Source organism: Microcoleus sp. MOSTC5 (genome assembly GCF_036701825.1).
Taxonomy (GTDB): Bacteria; Cyanobacteriota; Cyanobacteriia; order Cyanobacteriales; family Microcoleaceae; genus Microcoleus; species Microcoleus asticus.
On record NZ_JAUBRK010000020.1, the window covers coordinates 13359 to 34471 of the forward strand.

At 46.6% G+C, this 21113-nt stretch carries 17 protein-coding genes, 1 tRNA gene and 1 pseudogene; 10 read left to right on the forward strand and 9 right to left on the reverse strand.

Annotated elements, in window-relative coordinates; all coding sequences use genetic code 11:
- A partial coding sequence (locus QUA54_RS13030; RefSeq protein ID WP_333414966.1) for an MCP four helix bundle domain-containing protein occupies positions 1 to 1085 on the reverse strand: 1085 nt, incomplete at its 3' end.
- Positions 1086 to 1235: 150 nt separating this feature from the next.
- Positions 1236 to 2906: a methyl-accepting chemotaxis protein gene (locus QUA54_RS13035; protein ID WP_333414967.1), complete on the reverse strand. Its 1671-nt coding sequence runs from the start codon at positions 2904 to 2906 to the stop codon at positions 1236 to 1238.
- A gap of 188 nt (positions 2907 to 3094) precedes the next feature.
- On the opposite strand from QUA54_RS13035, the gene QUA54_RS13040 reads away from it, so the two are divergent.
- Together QUA54_RS13040 and QUA54_RS13045 are read left to right on the forward strand one after the other, a co-directional pair.
- Entirely contained in the window at positions 3095 to 3397 is a 303-nt protein-coding gene (locus QUA54_RS13040) for a hypothetical protein (protein ID WP_333414968.1), read from the forward strand.
- 54 nt (positions 3398 to 3451) lie between these two features.
- Positions 3452 to 3763: a DUF433 domain-containing protein gene (locus QUA54_RS13045; protein WP_333414969.1), complete on the forward strand. Its 312-nt coding sequence runs from the start codon at positions 3452 to 3454 to the stop codon at positions 3761 to 3763.
- Between the two features lie 17 nt (positions 3764 to 3780).
- Here QUA54_RS13045 and QUA54_RS13050 read toward each other — a convergent pair whose 3' ends face one another.
- On the reverse strand, positions 3781 to 5070 hold the full coding sequence (locus QUA54_RS13050; protein ID WP_333414970.1) for an aminotransferase class V-fold PLP-dependent enzyme: 1290 nt from the start codon (positions 5068 to 5070) through the stop codon (positions 3781 to 3783).
- Between the two features lie 95 nt (positions 5071 to 5165).
- Here QUA54_RS13050 and QUA54_RS13055 point away from each other — a divergent pair, with 95 nt between their 5' ends.
- From QUA54_RS13055 to QUA54_RS13070, 4 genes are all read left to right on the forward strand, one after another.
- Positions 5166 to 6986: a TM0106 family RecB-like putative nuclease gene (locus QUA54_RS13055; RefSeq protein ID WP_333414971.1), complete on the forward strand. Its 1821-nt coding sequence runs from the start codon at positions 5166 to 5168 to the stop codon at positions 6984 to 6986.
- A gap of 88 nt (positions 6987 to 7074) precedes the next feature.
- The gene (locus QUA54_RS13060; protein WP_333414972.1) at positions 7075 to 8202 is read left to right on the forward strand and encodes an esterase-like activity of phytase family protein; all 1128 of its coding nucleotides are present in this window, start codon (positions 7075 to 7077) and stop codon (positions 8200 to 8202) included.
- A gap of 56 nt (positions 8203 to 8258) precedes the next feature.
- Positions 8259 to 8332: transfer RNA gene (locus QUA54_RS13065), tRNA-Asp, on the forward strand.
- Between the two features lie 163 nt (positions 8333 to 8495).
- Positions 8496 to 9158, forward strand: a complete 663-nt coding sequence (locus tag QUA54_RS13070; protein ID WP_333414973.1) for a Uma2 family endonuclease — start codon at positions 8496 to 8498, stop codon at positions 9156 to 9158.
- 58 nt (positions 9159 to 9216) lie between these two features.
- Here the strand turns inward: QUA54_RS13070 and QUA54_RS13075 are convergent, their stop codons facing one another.
- Positions 9217 to 9426 carry a hypothetical protein gene (locus QUA54_RS13075; protein ID WP_333190310.1) on the reverse strand — a complete coding sequence of 70 codons (210 nt, stop codon included), beginning with the start codon at positions 9424 to 9426 and terminating at the stop codon, positions 9217 to 9219.
- Between the two features lie 99 nt (positions 9427 to 9525).
- Entirely contained in the window at positions 9526 to 10296 is a 771-nt protein-coding gene (locus tag QUA54_RS13080) for a DUF393 domain-containing protein (protein ID WP_333414974.1), read from the reverse strand.
- A 52-nt stretch (positions 10297 to 10348) separates the two neighbouring features.
- Between QUA54_RS13080 and gltX the strand changes: the two are divergent.
- Together gltX and QUA54_RS13090 are read left to right on the forward strand one after the other, a co-directional pair.
- Positions 10349 to 11791: pseudogene (gltX, locus tag QUA54_RS13085) on the forward strand (glutamate--tRNA ligase); the annotation flags it as partial.
- 348 nt (positions 11792 to 12139) lie between these two features.
- Positions 12140 to 12574: a CAAD domain-containing protein gene (locus QUA54_RS13090; RefSeq protein WP_333190380.1), complete on the forward strand. Its 435-nt coding sequence runs from the start codon at positions 12140 to 12142 to the stop codon at positions 12572 to 12574.
- Between the two features lie 99 nt (positions 12575 to 12673).
- Here the strand turns inward: QUA54_RS13090 and QUA54_RS13095 are convergent, their stop codons facing one another.
- The 3 genes from QUA54_RS13095 to QUA54_RS13105 form a co-directional block, all read right to left on the reverse strand.
- Positions 12674 to 16330, reverse strand: a complete 3657-nt coding sequence (locus QUA54_RS13095; RefSeq protein WP_333414975.1) for a CHAT domain-containing tetratricopeptide repeat protein — start codon at positions 16328 to 16330, stop codon at positions 12674 to 12676.
- A gap of 70 nt (positions 16331 to 16400) precedes the next feature.
- The gene (locus QUA54_RS13100; protein WP_333415030.1) at positions 16401 to 17273 is read right to left on the reverse strand and encodes an RNA-guided endonuclease TnpB family protein; all 873 of its coding nucleotides are present in this window, start codon (positions 17271 to 17273) and stop codon (positions 16401 to 16403) included.
- Positions 17177 to 17593 (reverse strand): helix-turn-helix domain-containing protein, encoded by a 417-nt coding sequence (locus QUA54_RS13105; protein WP_333414976.1) that lies wholly within the window; start codon positions 17591 to 17593, stop codon positions 17177 to 17179. Before QUA54_RS13105 ends, QUA54_RS13100 begins: the two co-directional genes overlap by 97 nt.
- A 403-nt stretch (positions 17594 to 17996) precedes the next feature.
- On the opposite strand from QUA54_RS13105, the gene QUA54_RS13110 reads away from it, so the two are divergent.
- Positions 17997 to 18197, forward strand: coding sequence for a hypothetical protein (locus tag QUA54_RS13110; RefSeq protein WP_333414977.1), 201 nt, complete (start codon positions 17997 to 17999; stop codon positions 18195 to 18197).
- 64 nt (positions 18198 to 18261) lie between these two features.
- Here QUA54_RS13110 and QUA54_RS13115 read toward each other — a convergent pair whose 3' ends face one another.
- Positions 18262 to 19533: an aspartate aminotransferase family protein gene (locus tag QUA54_RS13115; protein WP_333414978.1), complete on the reverse strand. Its 1272-nt coding sequence runs from the start codon at positions 19531 to 19533 to the stop codon at positions 18262 to 18264.
- A gap of 128 nt (positions 19534 to 19661) precedes the next feature.
- On the opposite strand from QUA54_RS13115, the gene QUA54_RS13120 reads away from it, so the two are divergent.
- The gene (locus QUA54_RS13120; protein WP_333414979.1) at positions 19662 to 20939 is read left to right on the forward strand and encodes a ribulose bisphosphate carboxylase small subunit; all 1278 of its coding nucleotides are present in this window, start codon (positions 19662 to 19664) and stop codon (positions 20937 to 20939) included.
- The last annotated feature ends 174 nt before the right edge of the window (positions 20940 to 21113 follow it).

Consider the following 21113-nt stretch of genomic DNA (forward strand, 5'->3'; position numbering starts at 1 on the left):
AGAGATTTCTCCACTACCTTATTGCCATCTTCCGCCTGGTTTAAAACTTGACGTGCGCCTGTGGCTCCTTCCTCCGCCTGGTTTAAAACTTGACGTGCGCCTGTGGCTCCTTCCTCCGCTAGGTTTAAAACTTGACGTGCATTATCCAGTGCTGATTCTGCTTGCTCTGCTGATTGGCGCGATGATGCTCCCAATTCATCCATTGTGGAAGTAGTTTCATTCACCGCCGTTGCTTGCTGATTGACGATCCGTTCTTGCTGCTCAACTGTAGCGGCAATTTGGCTGGAAGAACTGACTATCATATTGACAATGCCTTTGAGGGCTTTGTCGATGGGCTTGGCGATCGTAATGCTCAAGAATATTCCCAAAATAATCGCTGTCACCGGACCTAGAATCATCCCCACAACAACCCAGAATCCAGTCTGATGTAGATCCAGATCGGCTGATTGCTTAGTCTTGTCTGCAATTTCTTGATTGAAGGCTATAACTGATTTAATTGAATCTGTAGCTCTCTTAAATAAAGGCTCCTCTGTACTTGAGCCATAGTCATCCATCTTGGTACGGAGTTCCAGGGCTGTTTTAACTGCCGCGATTTCTGGTGAATTTCCCTTACCCTGACTGATTAGCTGAACCTGCCTTTTCCAGGGATTGCGGATGCCAAGTTGGTTGTAGTCTTGTTCTATATTCAGCAATTTTTCATGGGCTTTCTTCCAAGCATCCCAGTTTTGTTGAAATTCTTTGTAGTTTTTATCTTCCTCTGAGGTATTCGGGATCTTTTCGTATTTTTGAAAGTTTTCGTTGATTTGTTTCCAGGCATTCTGAATTCTAGCTAATGCCTCTTGCCTTTCTGGATTAGTCATTTCGGGATCGAAGAGTAATTGCTCTGATGCCTGAATTTGGGTCTTTCCTTCGTTGATATTCCACAATGCAGTCACACTTGGCAGGCTATCCTCACCGAGGGTATTGATGTGTACACTTAGCTTGGAAACCCCGCTCCACCCTACCGCAGCAAACACGAAGACGATCAACCCCATTAATATAAAAGCGCTGATTAGTTTTGTTTGTAAGTTCATGTTGCGAAACATAGTTGTTCTCCTGGCTGTGGCTGGCTATAGCTGAATTAAATTATAAGCTTAAGCACAATGATCGTATTAATATCCATAATTTATCTTTACAGATTAGAGATTAGAGGAAAAAAAATATTTTTTCCGTACATTCCTGCTCCCATAATCTCTCTATTTAGCACTCAATGCTTTAAGATTTTGAGCCGCACCGTCTAGTAGTTGAGTACCTATCTTAGTTTGATTAATGCCACTAGCAGTTTGTTTAGCTCCAGAATTGATAGTATTCATTGCTTCAACTACTTGTTGGACGGCTAATGCTTGTTGCATGGCATTGAGGTAAATTTGTTGATTCTTCAAAACGATATTGTTGATAGCAGTTATCGTCATTTCCTGATTTTTCAAAACGATATCATTGATCGACTGTGTTACCTCTTTAAAAGCTTGGGCTGTATCTTGAGAAAGTTTGATACCTTCTTTGACAGTTTTCGTGCCTTCATCTGTAGCAATGACTGTGGAATTGATCGCGTTCTGGATATCAGTAATGATGGTATTAATTTTCTCGGCAGATTTTTTACTCTGATCTGCGAGCCGGCGAATTTCATTAGCTACAACTCCAAATCCTTTACCGTGTTCTCCAGCTCGAACAGCTTCGACTGAGGCATTCAAAGCTAACATATTCGTCTGATTAGCTAAATCTGTTACAGTGCTTGTAATGCTGCCAATCTGAGTAGTCTGCTCGCTCAATTTCATAATCTGTGCGGCGATCGCCACCACTTTTTCTCTCAACTCAGACATTCCCTCTAGAGATTTCTCCACTACCTTATTGCCATCTTCCGCCTGGTTTAAAACTTGACGTGCGCCTGTGGCTCCTTCCTCCGCTAGGTTTAACACCGCACGGGCATTGTTAGATGCTGATTCTGCTTGCTCTGCTGATTGGCGCGATGATGCTCCCAATTCATCCATTGTGGAAGTAGTTTCATTCACCGCCGTTGCTTGCTGATTGACGATCCGTTCTTGCTGCTCAACTGTAGCGGCAATTTGGCTGGAAGAACTGACTATCATATTGACAATGCCTTTGAGGGCTTTGTCGATGGGCTTAGCGATCGCCACAAAGAATATTCCCAAAATAATCGCTGTCACCGGACCTAGAATCATTCCCACAACAACCCAGAATCCAATCTGATTTATATCCCGATCGGCTGATTGCTTAGTCTTGTCTGCAATTTCTTGATTGAAGGCTATAACTGATATAACTGAATTTGTAGCTCTCTTAAATAAAGGCTCCTCTGTACTTGAGCCATAGTCATCCATCTTGGTACGGAGTTCCAGTGCTGTTTTAACTGCCGCGATTTCTGGTGAATTTCTCTTACCCTGACTAATTAGCTGAACCTGCCTTTTCCAGGGATTGCGGATGCCAATTTGGTTATAGTCTTGTTCTATATTCAGCAATTTTTCATGGGCTTTCTTCCAAGCATCCCAATTTTGTTGAAATTCTTTGTAGTTTTTATCTTCCTCTGGGGTATTCGGGATCTTTTCGTATTTTTGAAAGTTTTCGTTGATTTGTTTCCAGGCATTCTGAATTCTAGCTAATGCCTCTTGCCTTTGTGCATTAGTCATTTCTGGATCGAAGAGTAATCGCTCTGATGCCTGAATTTGGGTCTGTCCTTCGTTGATATTCCACAATGCAGTCACACTTGGCAAGCTATCCTCACCGAGGGTATTGATGTGTACACTTAGCCTGGAAACCCCGCTCCACCCTACCCCAGCAAACACGAAGACGAGCAACCCCATCAATATAAAAGCGGTAATTAGCTTTGTTTGTAAGTTCGTGTTGCGAAACATAGTTGTTCTCCTGGCTGTGGCTGGCTATAGCTGAATTAAATTATAAGCTTAAGCACAATCATCGTATTAATATCCATAATTTATCTCCATTGTTAGTCATAAACTACGAATCCCACTGACTGCCATTCACGCTGACATCCCACACCTTAAACTTACCCGTTCAGCTACAGCAAGAAGCTGAAAAATTGGTGACACTCCAAGGCATTTCCTTCGATCGGTTTATCCTCTGGGCTGTAGCCGAAAAAGTCGCTACCCTCAACCAGCGGAATGACGATCGCGCTTTTCCTGAAATTATCTATGTGCGCGGCGCTAGCGGCGAATTCGTCCCCGTTTTGCGCGGCACTCGGTTACGGGTGCAAACAGTAGTAGTTGCAGCCAAAAAATGGGTTTTTTCGCCAAACCAAATTGCCGCTGAGTATGATTTAAGTGAACGATGTTCTCGCTTTTTATGCAGTCCACTGTCAGGAAATAGACGCATCTATTGCCGCTGAGCGAATTATCAAAGCTGCCAATGTGTAAACCGCTATTGCATCTGGATATCGATTATGACCATCAAAGAACAACTTCTCCATACCATTGGAACACTGCCTGATGACTTGCTAGCACAAACCCTGCAATTCGTTCAAACCCTTCAACATCCCATTCACAAAACTCCAGGAATTTGTGGCGGTGCAGCGCGAATTCGCGATACCCGCATTCCCGTCTGGACGATTATCGCCTACCAACAACAGGGCGCAACTGAAGCCGAACTTCTCTATAATTATCCAGGACTCACCCTTCAAGATTTGCAAGCGGTTGCGAACTATTACGAACACAACCGAGAAGAAATCGAGCTGTGGCTTGCTGAAAATGAATAACTGCCGATGCTAAAGTTTTACTCAAATGAAAACTTCGCTATGGCGATCGCCCCAACCAACTTATCAATCTCCGCCTCAGTTGTAAAATAGTGAACACAAGCCCGCACACAATCAGGATTAAGAATAGTCCGCACCATAATCCCCTGTTTTTCCAACAAATTAACAAGCTTGTTGTGCGGCATCTTATTCATCAATCGAAACGAAACCAAACCAGCTTCCGGCGCAGATTTTCGCAAACATTCCACATCGGAAAGTTCCGACAAACGCTCCCAGAGATACTTACTCAAACGGCAAATTTCTGCATACCTTTCCTCGATCGTACCCCATTCATGTTGCAGGGCGATCGCACTCCGCAAACCCGCATACAAAGGATAAGCCGAAGTCGCAATTTCATAGCGCTGCGATCCAGGCTTCCAACCAAGGACTTTAGCATTAGCATCCGTCACAATTCCCCGCCAACCGATAAACACCGGATGCAAATCTGCCAAAGCTTCAGCACTCACATAAAGCCCGCCCAAACCTTCCGGGCCGCACCACCATTTGTGACCAGTAAAAGCATAAAAATCAACCCCAGATTCAATCAAATTTAAAGGCAAAACCCCCACAGATTGAGCCGCATCAACTAACACTCTAACTTTGGAATTATTGGCAGGCAATTCCTCTTGTTTCTCCCCTTGAATTAGGGACAATTCCTCTTGCCCCTCCCCTTGAATTAGCGGAAAATCCTCTTGTCCCCCCCCTTGGCAAGGGGGGGTTAGGGGGGGTTCATGACATACTTTAACAATCTCAGCCAGAGGCAAAACTTGGCCGGTATTCCACAAAATGTGACTGATTACCAACAAGCGAGTATTTGGCTGCAAAGCATTAGCAATTACCGCCACCGCATCGCCCTCATTCAAAGTAGCCGCCAACGGACAAACCGAAACCTCTATGTTGAAACGGCGCTGAAGTTCCATTACACTGGCTACAATGCCGGGGTGTTCGCAATCAGAAAGCAGCAAATGGTCGCCTGCTTTCCAGTCAATGCCCCACAGCGCAATATTGCAGCCGACGGTGACATCTTCTGTCAGGGCGATGGTTTCAGGAGGTACCGCCAACTCAGATGCGATCGCACGTCGCGTCAGCATCGCCTCCTGAGCCACCCAAGCCCCCACCTCCCCCGAAAACGGCCCCCCAAGCTGCACCCGTTTGTAAGCCTGATAAATCGCGTCTAAAGCAGGCTCAGGCAGTGGCCCTTGTCCGCCGTAGTTAAAATAAGCTTTATTGGCCAAAGCTGGGAATTGTTGCCGGTGATTGTCCTTTGTCATTTTTTTTGGGGAATTATTGATAGCGTTAATATTGAATAACTAATGCTGTGAATTTTATACCTTTTGCTTGATACTCTATGCCTTGCGAATACTAAATGTTAATAACTGACAAACTACTACTTTCCTATCAGCGATGCCATCTCCGAGCATTTTTAGACACCTGCGGAGACTGGAAACAACTAGATCCCCCCAGCGACTTTTTGCTGAAACTGATGCGCGACAGCGCGACATACCAGCAGCAAGCTTTGGAACACGAGACTTACCAACAACCATATTATCCTAGAGGGGATTGGGAAGCCGGCGCGGCCGCTACATTGAGTTTAATGCAGCAAGGAGTCGATCGTATTTACCGAGGAGTTCTGATCCAGAGCGAATTCGGCCAAACCAACGGCCAAACCAACGGCGCAACAACTTCTCTGGTAGGAATTGACAGTCAATATTTCCCAGAATTTGGCGAACTCCCCGAAACTCCGGTTCATCTTTCATCCTCCAATCTTCACTCTTCAAACATTACCCTGATCGGCCGCCCCCATTTATTAATTAAACAGCCTGGACAATCAAAATTTGGCGATTGGAGTTATATTACTGCGGATATTTGGCTTAGCAAGCGGCCAAAACAAGAGTATCAAATTATCGCAGCTTTTCACGCCCAAGTTTTAGCTTCCGTGCAGGAAACAAGACCCGAGATTGCGTGGCTGATGCTGCGAAAAAAAGGGCTGTGGTCGGTGAATCTAGACCAGCGAACTCCTCAGATGTTCGAGATTTTAGACAACTGCATTCAGATGATAGAAAATCGGGATAAACCAGAGGTGTTCATTTCTCGGCAAAAGTGCAATCTTTGCGGTTGGTATAGTATCTGTCACGCCGAAGCCGAATCTATTAAACATCTTTCGTTATTGCCGGGAGTTACTGCCAGCCGCTATGCTAGACTAAAAACTCTCGAAATTACTGATGTAGAAGCTCTCGCTAATGCTAGTTCCGAACTGCTAGCTGAGTATCCAGAATTTCCGGACAGAGTTGCTTTTGATGTGGTGCAGCAAGCTCAATCGCACTTGCTAAATCAACCGCTGTTGCGGGAAGAAGGAAGAAGGAAGAAGGAAGAAGGAAGAAGGGAAGAAGGAAGGCACGACACGGAGTTTGACACGGATACACTGATTAACGATCGAGAAGAAGGTAGAAGTGAGAATTCAGAAGAACTTAACTCATCTGAAATAGTACCAGATATTGTAGACAATATCTTGAATGACATCGCAGTTGAGGAAGTAAAAATTAGAGAAAATAAACCTGCGACATCTTCTATACCTGGGCCAATTCTCCGCAAGAAACCAATTCCCTATTCCCAATCTGTGTTTTTGCCGATCGCCCCAATCGAACTCTACTTTGATATTGAAGCCGAACCCGAGTTAAACTTGGATTACCTCCACGGAGTCTTAGTTGTTGACAGGTACAACAATACGGAAAAATTCCACGGTTTTTTAGCAGAATCAGCAGCAGAGGAAGGTGCAATCTGGGAGCAATTTTTAGAATTAATGTGGGCTTATCCTATTGCTCCGATTTTCCACTTTTGCGACTACGAAGTCAAGACTTTTAAGCGACTGGCTAAACTTTACAATACTCCAGCTTATTTGTGGAAACCCGTGCTGAAACGGTTTGTAGATATTCACAAACAAGTGACGCAAAAAGCGATTATGCCGGTGGAAAGTTACGCACTCAAACCAATTGCCCGCTGGCTGGGTTTTGACTGGCGAGATGCTAAGGCTAATGGTGCTCAGTGCGTCTGCTGGTACGACGATTGGCTCAAAACCGGCGATCGATCGCTCTTGGAGGCGATCGTCCGCTACAATGAGGACGACTGTCGTGCTACTTATGTAGTTAAAGATTGGTTGACCAATTTTTTGCTAAATCATGAGCCGTGATTTTCAGATTTAACGAACAGCGAAGACGCGAATGGCGCGAAGGAAGAAAGGGAAAAAGTAGATAGGTAATCATGTATTTATTTGTAAAATGCGAAAGCTAGCAAAAGCAACTATATTTATTGTCTGTTTTTTGATGGCAGCAACTGTTGCTATTTGGTTAAACCAGTCAGCCAAATCTTTCGCCGTTACCAAAATAGATTTTATCGGCAGAGCAATATTTCCTACAGGTTCTCCTTTTCAGGGTACGGAAATTGGCGGACTTTCGGGCATTACTTATGATGCCGACAAACAAGTTTATTATGCCATTTCTGATGACCGCAGCAGCAAGGCTCCGGCGCGCTTCTATACTCTCAAAATTAACTTGCAATCTGGTAAACTGGAAAAAGAGCAAATTGCTTTTACTGGTGTCACTACTTTATTAGATGAAAAGGGTAAAAGTTTTTCTGAATTAAGTTTAGATCCGGAAGGGATAGTTTTTACTGGCAATAGCGTATTTGTTTCTTCTGAGGGAGATGTCGATCGCCAAATAAATCCTTTTATCAAAGAGTTCTCCCTTGATGGTAAACTCCTGAAAACGCTGGCAATTCCAGAACTGTTTTTGCCGGATGACAAAGGCAGTAAAGGCATCCGCAACAATCTATCATTTGAAAGTTTAACTTTAACGCCAGATCGCAAATACCTATTCACCGCCACAGAAAATGCGTTGGTTCAAGATGGCGCTGTACCTTCCCTGGAAACCGGGAGCCCGTGCCGGATTTTGCGCTACGATGCGGTGAGCGGCAATCCCGAAGCATCGTTTCTCTACATCACCGAACCGCTACCCGCTGGTGCGAATCCTGTGGGAAAATTAACTAGCAACGGTTTAGTGGATTTGGTGGCGATCGACGATAACCGGTTGCTGAGTTTAGAGCGTGCTTTTTCCCTGGAAACCGGCGTTACTGTTAAACTATTTGAGATTTCCTTGGAAAAGAGCGATCGTATTGAAGCACTCGAAAGCCTCCAAAGCCGTCTCAGCGAGGTTTCTCCCGCTCAAAAACGCCTGCTGCTGGATTTGGAAACCCTGAAAATTCCCCTAGATAACATTGAGGGGTTGACATTTGGCCCGGTGTTAGGCGATGGTAGCAGAGGTCTGATTTTGGTGAGCGACAACAACTTCAGTCCCCTGCAAGAGACTCAAATTTTGGGCTTCCAAATAAAAGTTCAACAAACCTCTTGACAAAAGGTGAAGTTATAGGCATAATAGAAATTGTGCCTGAAAAAACGGCAAAACGAGGGACAGTAGTTCAATTGGTTAGAGCACCGCCCTGTCACGGCGGAAGTTGCGGGTTCGAGCCCCGTCTGTCCCGTTCTCTCGTAAATAGAAAGTTTAAACCTTTCATAAATCTCTTTCTAAATAGAGTGCGTTTGTAGTCAGGACTTCATTGCTTCTGCGGATAAAAAAGGACTAAAGTCCTGACTGCGAATCTTATGCTATTTAGATAGCAGGACATGATTAAGGAGCGGGAAAACATGACCGTTACGAACATTAAGCCCTCACCGGAAGAAAGTACACAACGGGTAGTATTATCTAATATCAGTTGGCAGACTTACGAAAGCTTATTAGCAGAAGCAGGAGACAAGAGATCCTCGCGATTTTCATATTCTCAAGGAGTCTTAGAAATTCTCATGCCATCCGACTTGCATGAAACTATTAACTGTTTGCTCAAACGGATTGTTACAGCTTTGACTGAGGAGTTGGACTTGAAGATTAAGGGATTTGGTTCGACGACTCTCAACCGTGAAGATTTAGAACAAGGTGCAGAACCAGATTCATGTTTTTATATCCAAAATGTCGATCGCATTCTAGGAAGAAGGCTTGACATCTCAACCGATCCTCCCCCAGACTTGGTAATTGAAGTTGATATTACCAGTCCTTCTTCTAATCGATTTGTAGTTTACACACAGCTAGAAATCCCTGAAGTTTGGCGGTATCGGGCACAAACTGTACAAATTTATCAATTGCAAAATCGGGAATATATTACTTGCGATCGCAGTCCGACATTTCCCATCCTTTCTGTAGCAATGCTCAATCAATTCTTGCAGATGGCAGAAACTCAAGATGACAATGCCATAATTCGGTCTTTGCGTCAATGGGCGAACGAGCAGTTGCGATCGCCCGAAAATGAGCAATAATACTAAACTTAATTTAACTAATTCCTTTCTCCCACGGACGATCGACTCCAAGCAGCGCTCAAAGGTGTTGGATAATAAACGGGCGCGCTATCTGATAAGTCAAAACTAGAACGATGGGCACTAGGATCGGAATAGCCACTAACAATCCCCATTTGCCAAAGCTAATTTTTTGACCGTCCGATTTGAATAGGACAATCACAGCGACAATTCCCATAAGTACCCAGAGGCCGCCGAAGCCAATGAAAACTGTATAGCCTGCATCTTGCATTTTCTTTCCCGCTTATGATAGTAGTCGATCTTTAATGTTAGTTGCAGTCTGTTTATGCTGACATCTTCTGATAGACCGATCGAATTTACCAACTATGACTTATTTCGAGTTTTGCCGGCACCGACCTTGACTTTCGCACTCGATCCGCTGAGTTCGATCGCTCATAATTGTTGCTAAATCCGGTCTTCCCGTCAGCATCAGCCGCCAGTCTGCCCAAATTCCGTACAGCCAATTGGCGATCGCCCCGATCGCTGGTAACTTAGTCACAGCATAAACCCATCCCATACCTAAAATCTCGTAAGTGCGGCGAAAAACCTCCACATTTTTAACCGTCGTACCGTCGGGTAATATCGCGTGAATCCGACCCATCGCCGTTTCGTAGTCGATTCCGCCGTGGGCCTCCGGGTTGTAGCCATCCTCCGCAATATCCACAAACGACACTAAACCTCGCCCCGCATCGCGTTTTTTTAAGAAATTAACCTCCCGCACGCACAGAGGACATTCACCGTCGTACAGCAACTCAATCTGCCAAGCAGGGGCAGCAGACTCGGGTGATGGCGCAACAGATTCGGAAAACTCAGTTTTAGCAGCAGACATAGGGAAATATATTTGAATGTCGTCGATCGCACACAAACATTTTACAAGAATTATTTGGGTAGCCCTACGACAGTTATTTGTGCTTTGAAAATAGTCCCAAAGGTGAATCCAGTCTGGGCCGCCCGCAATGCTAATATCATCAAGATGACCTCTGCTGCCTTGCCGGAGACTGTAGCCCGATCGCCTATTATCAAGCAATTCGAGGCAAAACACCTGCCAAGGACAACTTTTAAGTCGGCAACAAAATATAATAAAATTTGAAGTCTTAAACATCAGCTATTCGCCCAACCAGCAAATCGACCCCAATCTAAAAGCAAAAATCTACATGAATGTCAGAGTCCGTCTAGCCCCCAGTCCCACCGGAAACCTACACATCGGTACCGCCAGAACCGCCGTATTCAACTGGCTGTTTGCCCGCAACCAAGGCGGCACATTCATCCTGCGGGTAGAAGACACAGACGTAGAACGTTCTAAGAGCGAATACACCGATAACATCCTCGAAGGACTCACCTGGCTGGGTATGGAGTGGGATGAAGGCCCGAGTTTTCAGTCGCAGCGTCTGGAAATATACCGCCAAGCAGTCCAAACCCTTCTCGACAATGGACTCGCCTACCGCTGCTACACCACGTCGGAAGAACTCGACGAAATGCGGGAAGCACAAAAAGCCAACAAACAAGCCCCCCGCTACGACAACCGCCACCGCAACTTGACAAGCAAACAGCGCGCAGCTTTTGAAGGCGAAGGGCGACAAGCTGTGATTCGGTTTATCATCGACGACGATCGCACAATTTCTTGGAACGACATGGTGCGCGACACCGTAACCTGGAAAGGTAGCGACCTCGGCGGCGACATGGTAATTGCCAGGGCATCCAGCGGCGGCGTCATCGGCCAACCACTCTACAACCTCGCCGTAGTTGTCGATGACATCGACATGGCCATCACCCACGTCATCCGCGGCGAAGATCACATCGGCAATACTCCCAAACAAATATTGCTCTACGAAGCTTTGGGCGCGACAATCCCAGAATTTGCCCACACGCCGCTGATTTTAAACTCCCAAGGGCAAAAGCTTTCTAAACGCGACGGCGTAACCTCGATTTCTGACTTCAAAGATATGGGCTACCTGCCCGAAGCTTTAGTTAATTACATGACTTTGCTCGGTTGGACTCCGCCGGATTCAACGCAGGAAATATTTACACTGTCGGAAGCAGCAGAATTATTTACATTCTATCGAGTCAACAAAGCCGGTGCAAAATTTGATTGGGATAAACTCAATTGGCTGAACAGTCAATATCTGCACAAAATGCCAGTGCCGCAATTGACAGATTTGCTGATACCTTATTGGTGGCAGAAAGGCGGTTATGAGTTTGACTTGGAGGCAGACCGCCCCTGGCTCGAACAAATATCTGCTTTAATCGGCCCGAGTCTCGTTCGCTTAACCGATGCTGTGGATATGTGTAAGGTTTTCTTCTCCACCACGGTGGAATACGAAGAAGAAGCACTCGCACAATTGCAGCAAACAGGGGCTGCACAGGCTTTACAAGCAGTTGTAGAAGCGATGGAAAGTCATTCGTCCCTGACATCAGCGGAAGCTCAGAAAATCACTAAAAAGCTCAGTAAAGAGAAAAATCTTAACAAAGGGCTAATTATGCGATCGCTCAGAGCCGCTTTGACAGGTGCAATGCACGGCCCCGACCTGATAGAATCTTGGGTAATCCTTCACCAGCGAGGAACGGCTAAAACTCGCTTGCTTGATGCCATTAGCAACTTGAATTTGCCGGCTGTTGGTGTCGCGGCCGAAACTCCTACCCCAGAACAGCAAAACGCGGAAACTGCAACCGAAACTTCTGTCGCACAACAGCCGGCAGCGTCCGTTTCACCAGCCGAAATACCGACTTCAGCACCAGAGGTTTCAGCAGTCGAAATATCGGCTCCTGAAGCAGCGGCGGCGCCCGTTTCAGCAGTCGAAATACCGACTTCTGAAACAGGCGAAGTGTCGGCTCTTGAACCAACCGACGGCGAGGTTGCAGCAGTCGAAATACCGGCTCTTGAAACAGCCGCAGCAGCAGTTGAAATACCTGCCGCCAACCAGCAAAAAACTATTGCGAGTGGAGAAATGACTTCATCAAACGAACCAGAAACAACCGTTATCGTCACCGACATTCCTGCCGGAAATGAAGCAGACAGTTCGCTCGGTACAACAAAAGTCATAATTACCGACGAACCGCCAAGTCAGACCCAGCAGATCAAAGAACAAATTATCTCAATTTTGTCCGAGTTTCCCGCTTACATCGGCAGCTTTTACGAGCAATACAAAAGTCCCCTGACTGTGATCGGTGTAATTGTAGCCTCGATTATCTCTTTGAAAGTGCTTTTGGGGATAATAGATGAACTCAACGACATCCCCCTGCTAGCACCCACATTCGAGCTAATTGGTATCGGATACACCGGGTGGTTTATCTACCGCTATTTGCTGCGATCGTCCAACCGGCAACAATTAGGTCAAGAAATTCAAGCCTTGAAAGAACAAATTTTAGGCAAAAAATCCTAAACTTTTGCTGTAATTTGTTGAATTATTACCCGACATTGACAACTTTAAATAAGTTGTTAGTGCCGGGTTTTTAAATGACTAATGACTAATAATTGATAACTAAACCCCAGCCGCAGTAAAAGCCGCCCAATAATAAGGATTGGCAAAAGGATAGGGTTTGCGGTTGCGGATTTGCTGCAAAGAAGCCTCCGCAATCAGGCGAGAACTTTGAGAAAGCCGATCGAACATTTGCGAAATTTGAGGTTGAAAATCCGCCAGCAACACCTCCAATTGCTCGCCAGTCAAATCCCGCAGCCACCTTTGAGCGTCCGCCAGCGCGATCGCCGCATCTCCCACCTGCAACCTAGGAAACCGTCCGAGATTTTCATAAAACTTGCTCGTCAGTAGCAGCGTAGAAACATCGTTCACCTTCCAAAGACTGCTGACCACACTAGACGTGCCAGCATACAACAAACCCGCCGACAAACCGACAAAATCTCCTCCTGCACCGCTAACTCCGCCGGCCGCAATTTCGCAACCCGATAAAGTAACTAAAAAATATTGCCGAAAATCCAAATTAAAAATTTCTTCCAAACTCAGAGACTCATTCCTAAAAAACACGCCAGATTTCAGCGGCAAAGCCAAATTCAGCAAACTCAAACAAGCAAAATGAGCACATTTTTTCTGCTGCCACTGCCCTATTGGCTGGGGGAAATCCTCATTATTCGCAGACATTCCTAGTGAAAAAGCCTTTTTAATTGCCGGCTTCTGGCGCACAACTTCTGCACTAGAAAAATACTGGGAAATATTGCCGATTTCAATGTTGCTGTAGAACGAATCTCTGGTGAAAGTTGGAACTGCCAAAAGGTGCTGCAAACGGGGTCTGTACCGACCAATAGCTGCTTCGCGCGCACTTTGTCTCAACAGCAATAGCTGACAGCTAGGAGCATAGCGAATTCCTCCAGCAAATCGATCGATCAAATAAGCAGCAGGCGCTGGAACCTCGCCAAAAGCCGAACTTTGAGAAAAATCCGAAACGCTGTGAGTCTCCAGATCTAAACCGCTGCGATCGCTCAACCCAGACCTAAAAATTCCCCCACCCTCCTCAAACCCGTCTCTCACCCCCAGAGGCAAAGCGTGGAGCGGCAAAGCGTGCAAAAATCGGTGCGGCACAAAAATCAGCCGATCGCAATTCTCCGGAATCAGCGCCACCACTCGATCGATTTCCAGCAGCGCGGCCAAGCGTTTGAGGCGAGCCGGGAGATGATTGATCCAGCGACCTTTTTGTTCGGAATAAGCGCTGAGGTACTCCTGGGCCCAACTTTCGGCAGCCAAAGCATTTGCCTGCGAACACAGGTGAACGGCCGGATATTGTGCACTCTTGACCACCACAAAAGCAACTAGCACCTCCCCCAAACTCCCCCAGACCACCGCAGCACAATTGGCACCAGGCAACAATTGGCGAATTTGCTCGAAAGCGATCGGTTCAACTTTGCGAGCTAGGCTGAAGAAAGGGTCGTTTGCCTGCACCTCCCTAGCAATCAACCCATCAAACTGCCGCCACAATTGATTTAAGTACACGAAGTCGGAGTTCGGAAGCAGACAAGCGCTGTTTAAACCTTGGCTGTCGCCTTCAGAAATCAAGGTAGTGCTCGGCTCGATCTCTCGCTGTTCTTGGTGCCGCAGTTCCCTGGCTATTTCAAGTTGCAGCGACTCCAATTCGCTTCGCACCGCTGCGGGAATTTCGGCTTTCGGAGTCAATTGGCATTTAACTAGCAGTTCTACCAAATTTCGATTTTTGTGGCGTTCGGTGTATTCCAGGGCCTTAGCGCAATACTCAGGTTGGGTGGCGCCGAGATCCAGGCAAACTTGCACCAGGCATTTATAGAGTCCAGCCCAGGTGCGGGTTAATTTGACTTTTGCGGTGCTCGTCACATCGCCCAAATCGGTCACATCAACCTCTGGTTCGGATCGCAAGAATTCAACAGTATCGACAGCAGCAGTAAAAACGCCGTAGGCGCGAAGCAACTCGCCTCGAACTCGGTAAGCTTGACCCAAATAAAATAAAATTTCAGCCCAGCGGTGAGGATAGGTTTCGCGAGTGTAGACTTCGGCGGCACGGTGATAGCAGCCGATCGCACTTTCCAGGTGGGACGAGTTTTCCGTCTTCGTCAGTTCGGAAAAAGCCCTACCGAGATAAATTTGCAGCATTGCCCAGCGCTTGGGAGATCCCTGTCTGGTGTAGACTTGGCCGGCATTTTGATAGCAGGCGATCGCGCTTTTGAGGTTGCGGTTTTTTTCCCCTTTCAGGTGTTCGCAGAAAGCGCGGCCGAGGTAGGCACACAGCATCGCCCAGCGTTCGGGAGATTTTTGGCGGTTGCAAAACAGCAAAGCATTTTGATAGCAGGCGATCGCCATTTCCATATTTTCGGCTTTTTCCCCTTTGAGCCGGCGACTGTAGATCCTACCGAGGTAAGTTTGGATCGAAGCCCAGGCTTCGGGAAATTTGATGCGGGTGTAGACTTGTAAAGCATTTTGATAGCAGGCGAGCGCCATTTCCACATTTTCCACGGGATCGCCTTTGATGCGATCTATAAACACCCGGCCCAAATTCCTTTGAGTCGTCGCCCACTGCAGCGGAAAAGCTTCCCGAGTCCGCACTTGCAAAGCTCTCTGATAGCAGGTAACCGCGTATTCGAGATTTTCGGCTCGGTTGCCCCGCAGGAACTCGCAGTAAGCATTTGCCAAATTATTTTGAGTCGTCGCCCAGCGCCGGGGAAACAGCTTGCGGTTGTAGACTTGCAAAGCATTGTGGTAGCAAGCGACAGCCAGTTCCAGATTTTGGGCTTTGTCGCCTCGCAGGCGGCGGCTGTAAGCGCGGCCGAGATTGTTTTGAGTGCTCGCCCACTCTTCCCCGAAAGTTTCGCGGGTGCGAACTCGCAGCGCGTTTCGATAGCAGGCGATCGCCTGTTCTAGATTTTCTGCCGGATCTCCCCTGAGGCGCTCGCTGTAAGCGTTGCCCAGATTGTTTTGCAGCGTCGCCCACTGTTCCGGGTACTGTTCGGGAGTGCGCACTTGTAGGGCATTTTCAAAGCAAGCGATCGCCTGTTCGATATTTTGAGCCTTATCACCTTTGGGGCGATCGCTGTAAGCGTTGCCCAGATTGTTTTGCATCACCGCCCATTCTTGGGGAAAGTATTTGCGGGTAAAAACCTTAGCAACTGTTTCGTAACCGGCAATTTCGATTTCCAAGTTATTAGCCTTGCTGCCGAGGGGAAACCGCCCAATTTTGTTGCTCAGATTGCCGATTAAAGCTGCAATGCGCCTTGTCTCGGATTCTTTGGCAGCAGAAAACACCAAAGTAGCCCAGTGGCGCAGCAGTTCTGCAAAATTCTGGTCGAGTTTGTCTAAATTGTTTGTCAGCAGCGAGTACAGGTGCTGCGAATCAGCGCCGCGCGCCACTGCCTGCAATACTTCTGCTAAAAAAGTCAGATATGCTGCCCCGGTTGCGGGCAATTTATAATTGCCCTTTGCAGCTTCTAAGGGTGCGATCGCCTTTTGGAAAAATTTTGCAGCTTTCAGCAAACTTTCTCGCGTCAGTGCCGGCTCTTCCAAATAAAGCGTTTGCACGAACCCAAAGTCGATCGACTTTGGGTTCATGCTCAAAATCAAATCTATTCCTGAGTCCCCAGGATTTTCCAGCAGCGCTTGGAGCATATTAACATCTGTTTTGCGACGCTGTTCGTCCATCGTGCATTCCGCCAAACTATTAACCATAGGAGCGCTGCTTCCGTGCAACCAAGTGAACTACCCACCGCTAAATCGGAATACCGAATATAGTAGGGGCTTATGTACTTATAGGCGAGTGCCTCAGCTTAGACTTTCGTCCCAGCTTTGGTCTTACCTCGCCTTCTAAAGCAGAGACGGCTGCACCTTCCGCCTTTAGTATAGTGATATCTTCTGCTATCATACTTATCGCTGCGTTCGCCTCCCGATCGCGACGATCGGTCGCACAGTTAGGACAAGTCCATTCCCTCGCATCTAAGGGCATCTCGGTCATTTGATGGAAACAATTAGAATATAGTTTAGAACTGGGAAACCATCTATCAATCTCAAGTAAGTTCCCGCCTTTGCGTTCCAACTTGTAGGCTAAGAAGTTGGTAAAAGTTCCCAAATCTTCATCCGATATTGGTTTCGCCAAATTTGGATTGCCAACCATGCCCAAGACACTAAGGTTTTCTACTATGACTGCGAGGCGATCGCTGACAAACTTATAACTAAGTTTATGTATAAAATCTTGCCGCGAACTCTCAACCCGTTCGTATACCTTGGCAACAACTTTTCTATATTTGTACCTAGAATTACTTCTTGTCTGCTGGCGCCTTAACTTTTGCTGCTGGCGCTTCAAGTTCTTCTTGTGCTTGGCAAAGTGCTTGGCATTGTCATATTTAGATACTTTTTTGCCCTCGTTGACAATACCAAAGTGTTTCAATCCTAAATCAATGCCATAAATCCTAGCTTCTTTTGTTGTCTGGTTCTCACCCTCAATTTCACTCTGTATAGATGCCAGATATTTCCCTAAACAATTTTTACTAATAATTAAATTCTGAATTTTCCCCTCAATTAATCTATGTATTTTGGGTTTTGGTATTCCCGCATTGCCGAAAATTTTGACATTTTTATCTCCAAAATAGGATGTTTGACGATACTTAAATAACAGTTTTTTATCCTGAAGATTGAATTTAGTAAGCCCAGCCCATGTATCAAAAAAAATTGTAGGCAGCGGTTAATGTAAGCATTAGCTGGCACAAATTGGCTGTAACACTCATCTAACGATGCACTGCCATCTGATTTTTTGAGAGCAAGAAAAAGTGTGTTGAGCCTGGAGCAGCCAAGTTTTTTACGAGTTGTCTTATCAACTTCAATTGATTTATTTAGACCAGAATTCCACCACCAACGCGCACAACCTAAAGTGGTAACTACTTGTATTTGTTGATTTTGGGTAGGATACAAACGAACTTGGATAGCTTTGTGTAGCAATCAACATCACCTCCTCGGTTCTTCTATTCTCTCACAATATACAGTTGATGAGCAAAGAATTATGGAAAAGTTGGGTGACGGCGATTGCATTTTTCCTCTCTTGAAAGCTGTTCCAATAATTGCTCAAAGATGCAATGGTCGTCACCCGCGCTTCCCACTAAACGGAGTACGGTGATAGTGGGAAGCGCGCAAAATAGTTAAACCAGGATTCACAAGTCCCAACAGACACGCGGATAGCGCAACTAGCACCTAGAATCGCTAATAGTATTATGTTGCGCGCTTCTCTTGAGTAAAATCCCGGTAAAAAGCGCCGTCAGTCTGTCGGGGCGGTTTTCATATCGTTTCCGGTTGCATCAATATTGTTCAAATGTCCAAATGTCCAAACAGTAAACAGTCAATAGTCATGAAGAGTGCAACCGGAATTGATATCCCAGACAGTTCTAAATTTGACAAACCCGCCCCGACAGATTTGCAGCGGGACGGGTTTACTTTTACCTCGATCGGACTTAGGCTAAGAAACCGGGCTTCTGGGAAACTATTTGGTTTGGTAACGAGAAATCTCGAAAGAAACCCGGTTTCTGAGGAAGAGTGTGTCCTGGACTAAGTGAGTTATCTAGGATATTGCGCGAGTTTCAGCGCTACAGCTAACAAAAATCAACTAACTAGATTTACTGTACCGCTTGAGAGCGCAGCGCTGATTCCACAGCCAGCAGAGCTCGATCGACTTCAGCGGCAGTGACAATCAGCGGCGGGACAAACCTCAGCACTTTCGGCCCTGCGGGAACCAACAAAACTCCTGCGGCGATCGCAGATTTGACGATATCAGCGGATGTAAGTTCGATGTCAGCCTGCAATTCCATCCCGACAATCAAACCCCAGCCGCGCACTTCGGCAATTAAATGCGGATATTCGGCCGCCAGCTTGTTGAGCCCTGCTTTCAACTGTTCCCCGCGCTGCTGCACGTTTTCTAGAAGGTTTTCCCGTTCTAAAGTTTGGCAAACGCACAAAGCTACAGCGCAAGCAAAAGGATTGCCGCCGAAAGTGCTGGCGTGACTTCCTGGTTCAAATACATCGCAGTCAGATTTGCACAGCATAGCGCCGATCGGGATACCGCCGCCCAACCCTTTCGCCGACGTAAAGATATCCGGTTCAATGCCGAGGTTTTCGTAGCCCCAGTATTTGCCGCTGCGTCCCATCCCGACTTGCACTTCGTCGAGAATGAGCAAAATGCCTTTTTCGTCGCAAATTTCCCGAATTCGCTGGAAGTAGGCGATATCTCCGGGGCGAACTCCGCCTTCGCCTTGCAGCGCTTCCAGCATAATTGCAGCTACTTGGCGTTCGTCTTTGTCGAGTTGCTCGATCGCACTTTCGATCGCACTAATATCGTTGTAGGGCACGTAGTGAAATCCCGGCACCAACGGGCTAAAACCCTTCTGATATTTAGGCTGTCCCGTTGCCGTAATTGTCGCCAAAGTCCGCCCGTGGAAACTCGCAACAGCGGTAACGATTGTCGGATTCGAGATATTTAATTTTTCGTGGGCGTATTTGCGGGCGAGTTTAATTGCCGCTTCATTAGCTTCCGCGCCGGAGTTGCAAAAGAAGGCTCTGTCCGCGCAAGAATGGTCTACAAGCCACTTCGCTAGCTCGCCCTGTACGGGGATGTAATAAAGGTTAGAAACGTGGTGCAGGGTCTGAATTTGCTGAGTTACCGCTGCAATCATTGCCGGGTGGGCGTGTCCCAGAGTGCAGGTAGCAATGCCCGCCACAAAATCGAGATATTCGCGGCCCTCGGTATCCCAAACGCGGCAGCCCAGGCCCCGTTCTAGGGCGATCGCAAAACGCCCGTAAGTTGTCATTACATAGCTGTCGAAGCTCTCAGAACTGAAGGGACTGGCTTCGGCTTGCACGGTTGGTTCTTTTAGTAAGGTTTCTGGACTCACGAATCGCTCCTTAACACATAATATGCAGACCTCGATTGTACGGTAAAAATCCAGGTTAGCGGTGCAGGCTGTTAGTTTTGTCATAAAATCATAACAGTAACAACAATTAATCCCTCACAAATCTACTGATGAGTTATTACATTTCTCCTAACTTTCTCGATAAAGTTGCGGTGCACGTCACTAAGAACTTTTTAAATTTGCCCGGGGTAAGAGTTCCCCTAATTTTGGGAATTCACGGCCGTAAAGGAGAAGGAAAAACTTTTCAAACCGAACTGGTTTTTCGGCGGATGGGCTTTGAACCGGTGATGATATCAGGTGGGGAATTAGAAAGTCCGGATGCAGGAGATCCGTCGCGTTTAATTCGCTTGCGCTACCGGGAAGCGGCGGAGCAAGTTCGCGTGCGCGGCGAGATGTGCGCCATCTTTATTAACGATTTGGATGCTGGTGCTGGCAGGTTCGATACTACTACTCAATATACTGTCAATACTCAGATGGTCAATGCCACTCTGATGAATATTGCTGATAATCCAACTAACGTGCAGCTACCGGGAAGTTATGACAGCACGCCGCTGCACCGAGTGCCGATTATTGTCACTGGAAATGATTTTTCTACGCTTTACGCGCCGCTGATTCGTGACGGGCGGATGGAAAAGTTTTATTGGGAACCCAGCCGGGATGATAAAATTGGCATTGTTGGGGGAATTTTTGAGTCGGACAAATTGTCAAAAACCGATATTGTGGCGTTAGTGGATAATTTTGCCGATCAGGCGATCGACTTTTTTAGCGCTTTGCGATCGCGCATTTATGACGAACAAATCCGCGAATTCATTCACAAAGTAGGAATCGAGCGAGTTTCCAAGCGTTTGGTAAATACTTTGGAAGCAGCGCCAGATTTCCATAACCCGAATTTCAGTCTCGCTCATTTAATAGAAATGGGCAGTTTGATGGTGGGTCAACAAAAGCGGATTCAGGAAATGCGCTTAGTAGATGAATACAACCAATCGCGGCTTTTTAACGTTAAAGGAACCCCAAATGCTCCTGCTGCTGCGCCAACGCAAAGTCAATTAAACGACCCGTCATCCAAATATTATAAGGCTTACGATGAGCCAAGTTCTGAAGGTGGTAACGGTCATGCGGCGCGGCTGAGTTCCGAGGTATTGGAACAAGTAAAGCAGTTGTTAGCAAGAGGCTGCAAAATTGGTATGGAATATGCAGATAATCGCCGATTTAAAACTGGTTCTTGGCAAAGTTGCGCGACGATTCAAACTGCACAGGAAAAAGATGTGGTTGCATCTTTAGAAACTTGTTTGGCGGAACACGGCGGCGAATACGTGCGGCTGATTGGTATCGATCCAAAAGTCAAGCGCCGGGTAGTTGAAACAATTATTCAGCGGCCGAATGGTTAAAGCTAAAGTAGTCCGCCAGGGAATGAATTCCCTGTCTAATAGCTAAAGTCCTCTGAAGAGGACTAATGAGTTTAAAAGTTTTTCTTCTCAGTCCTCTTGAGAGGACTTTAGCTTTGAGGCAGGGGTTTCAACCCCTGTCGGACTATCGGTTTAACGTTAAGTTGACACAAATGA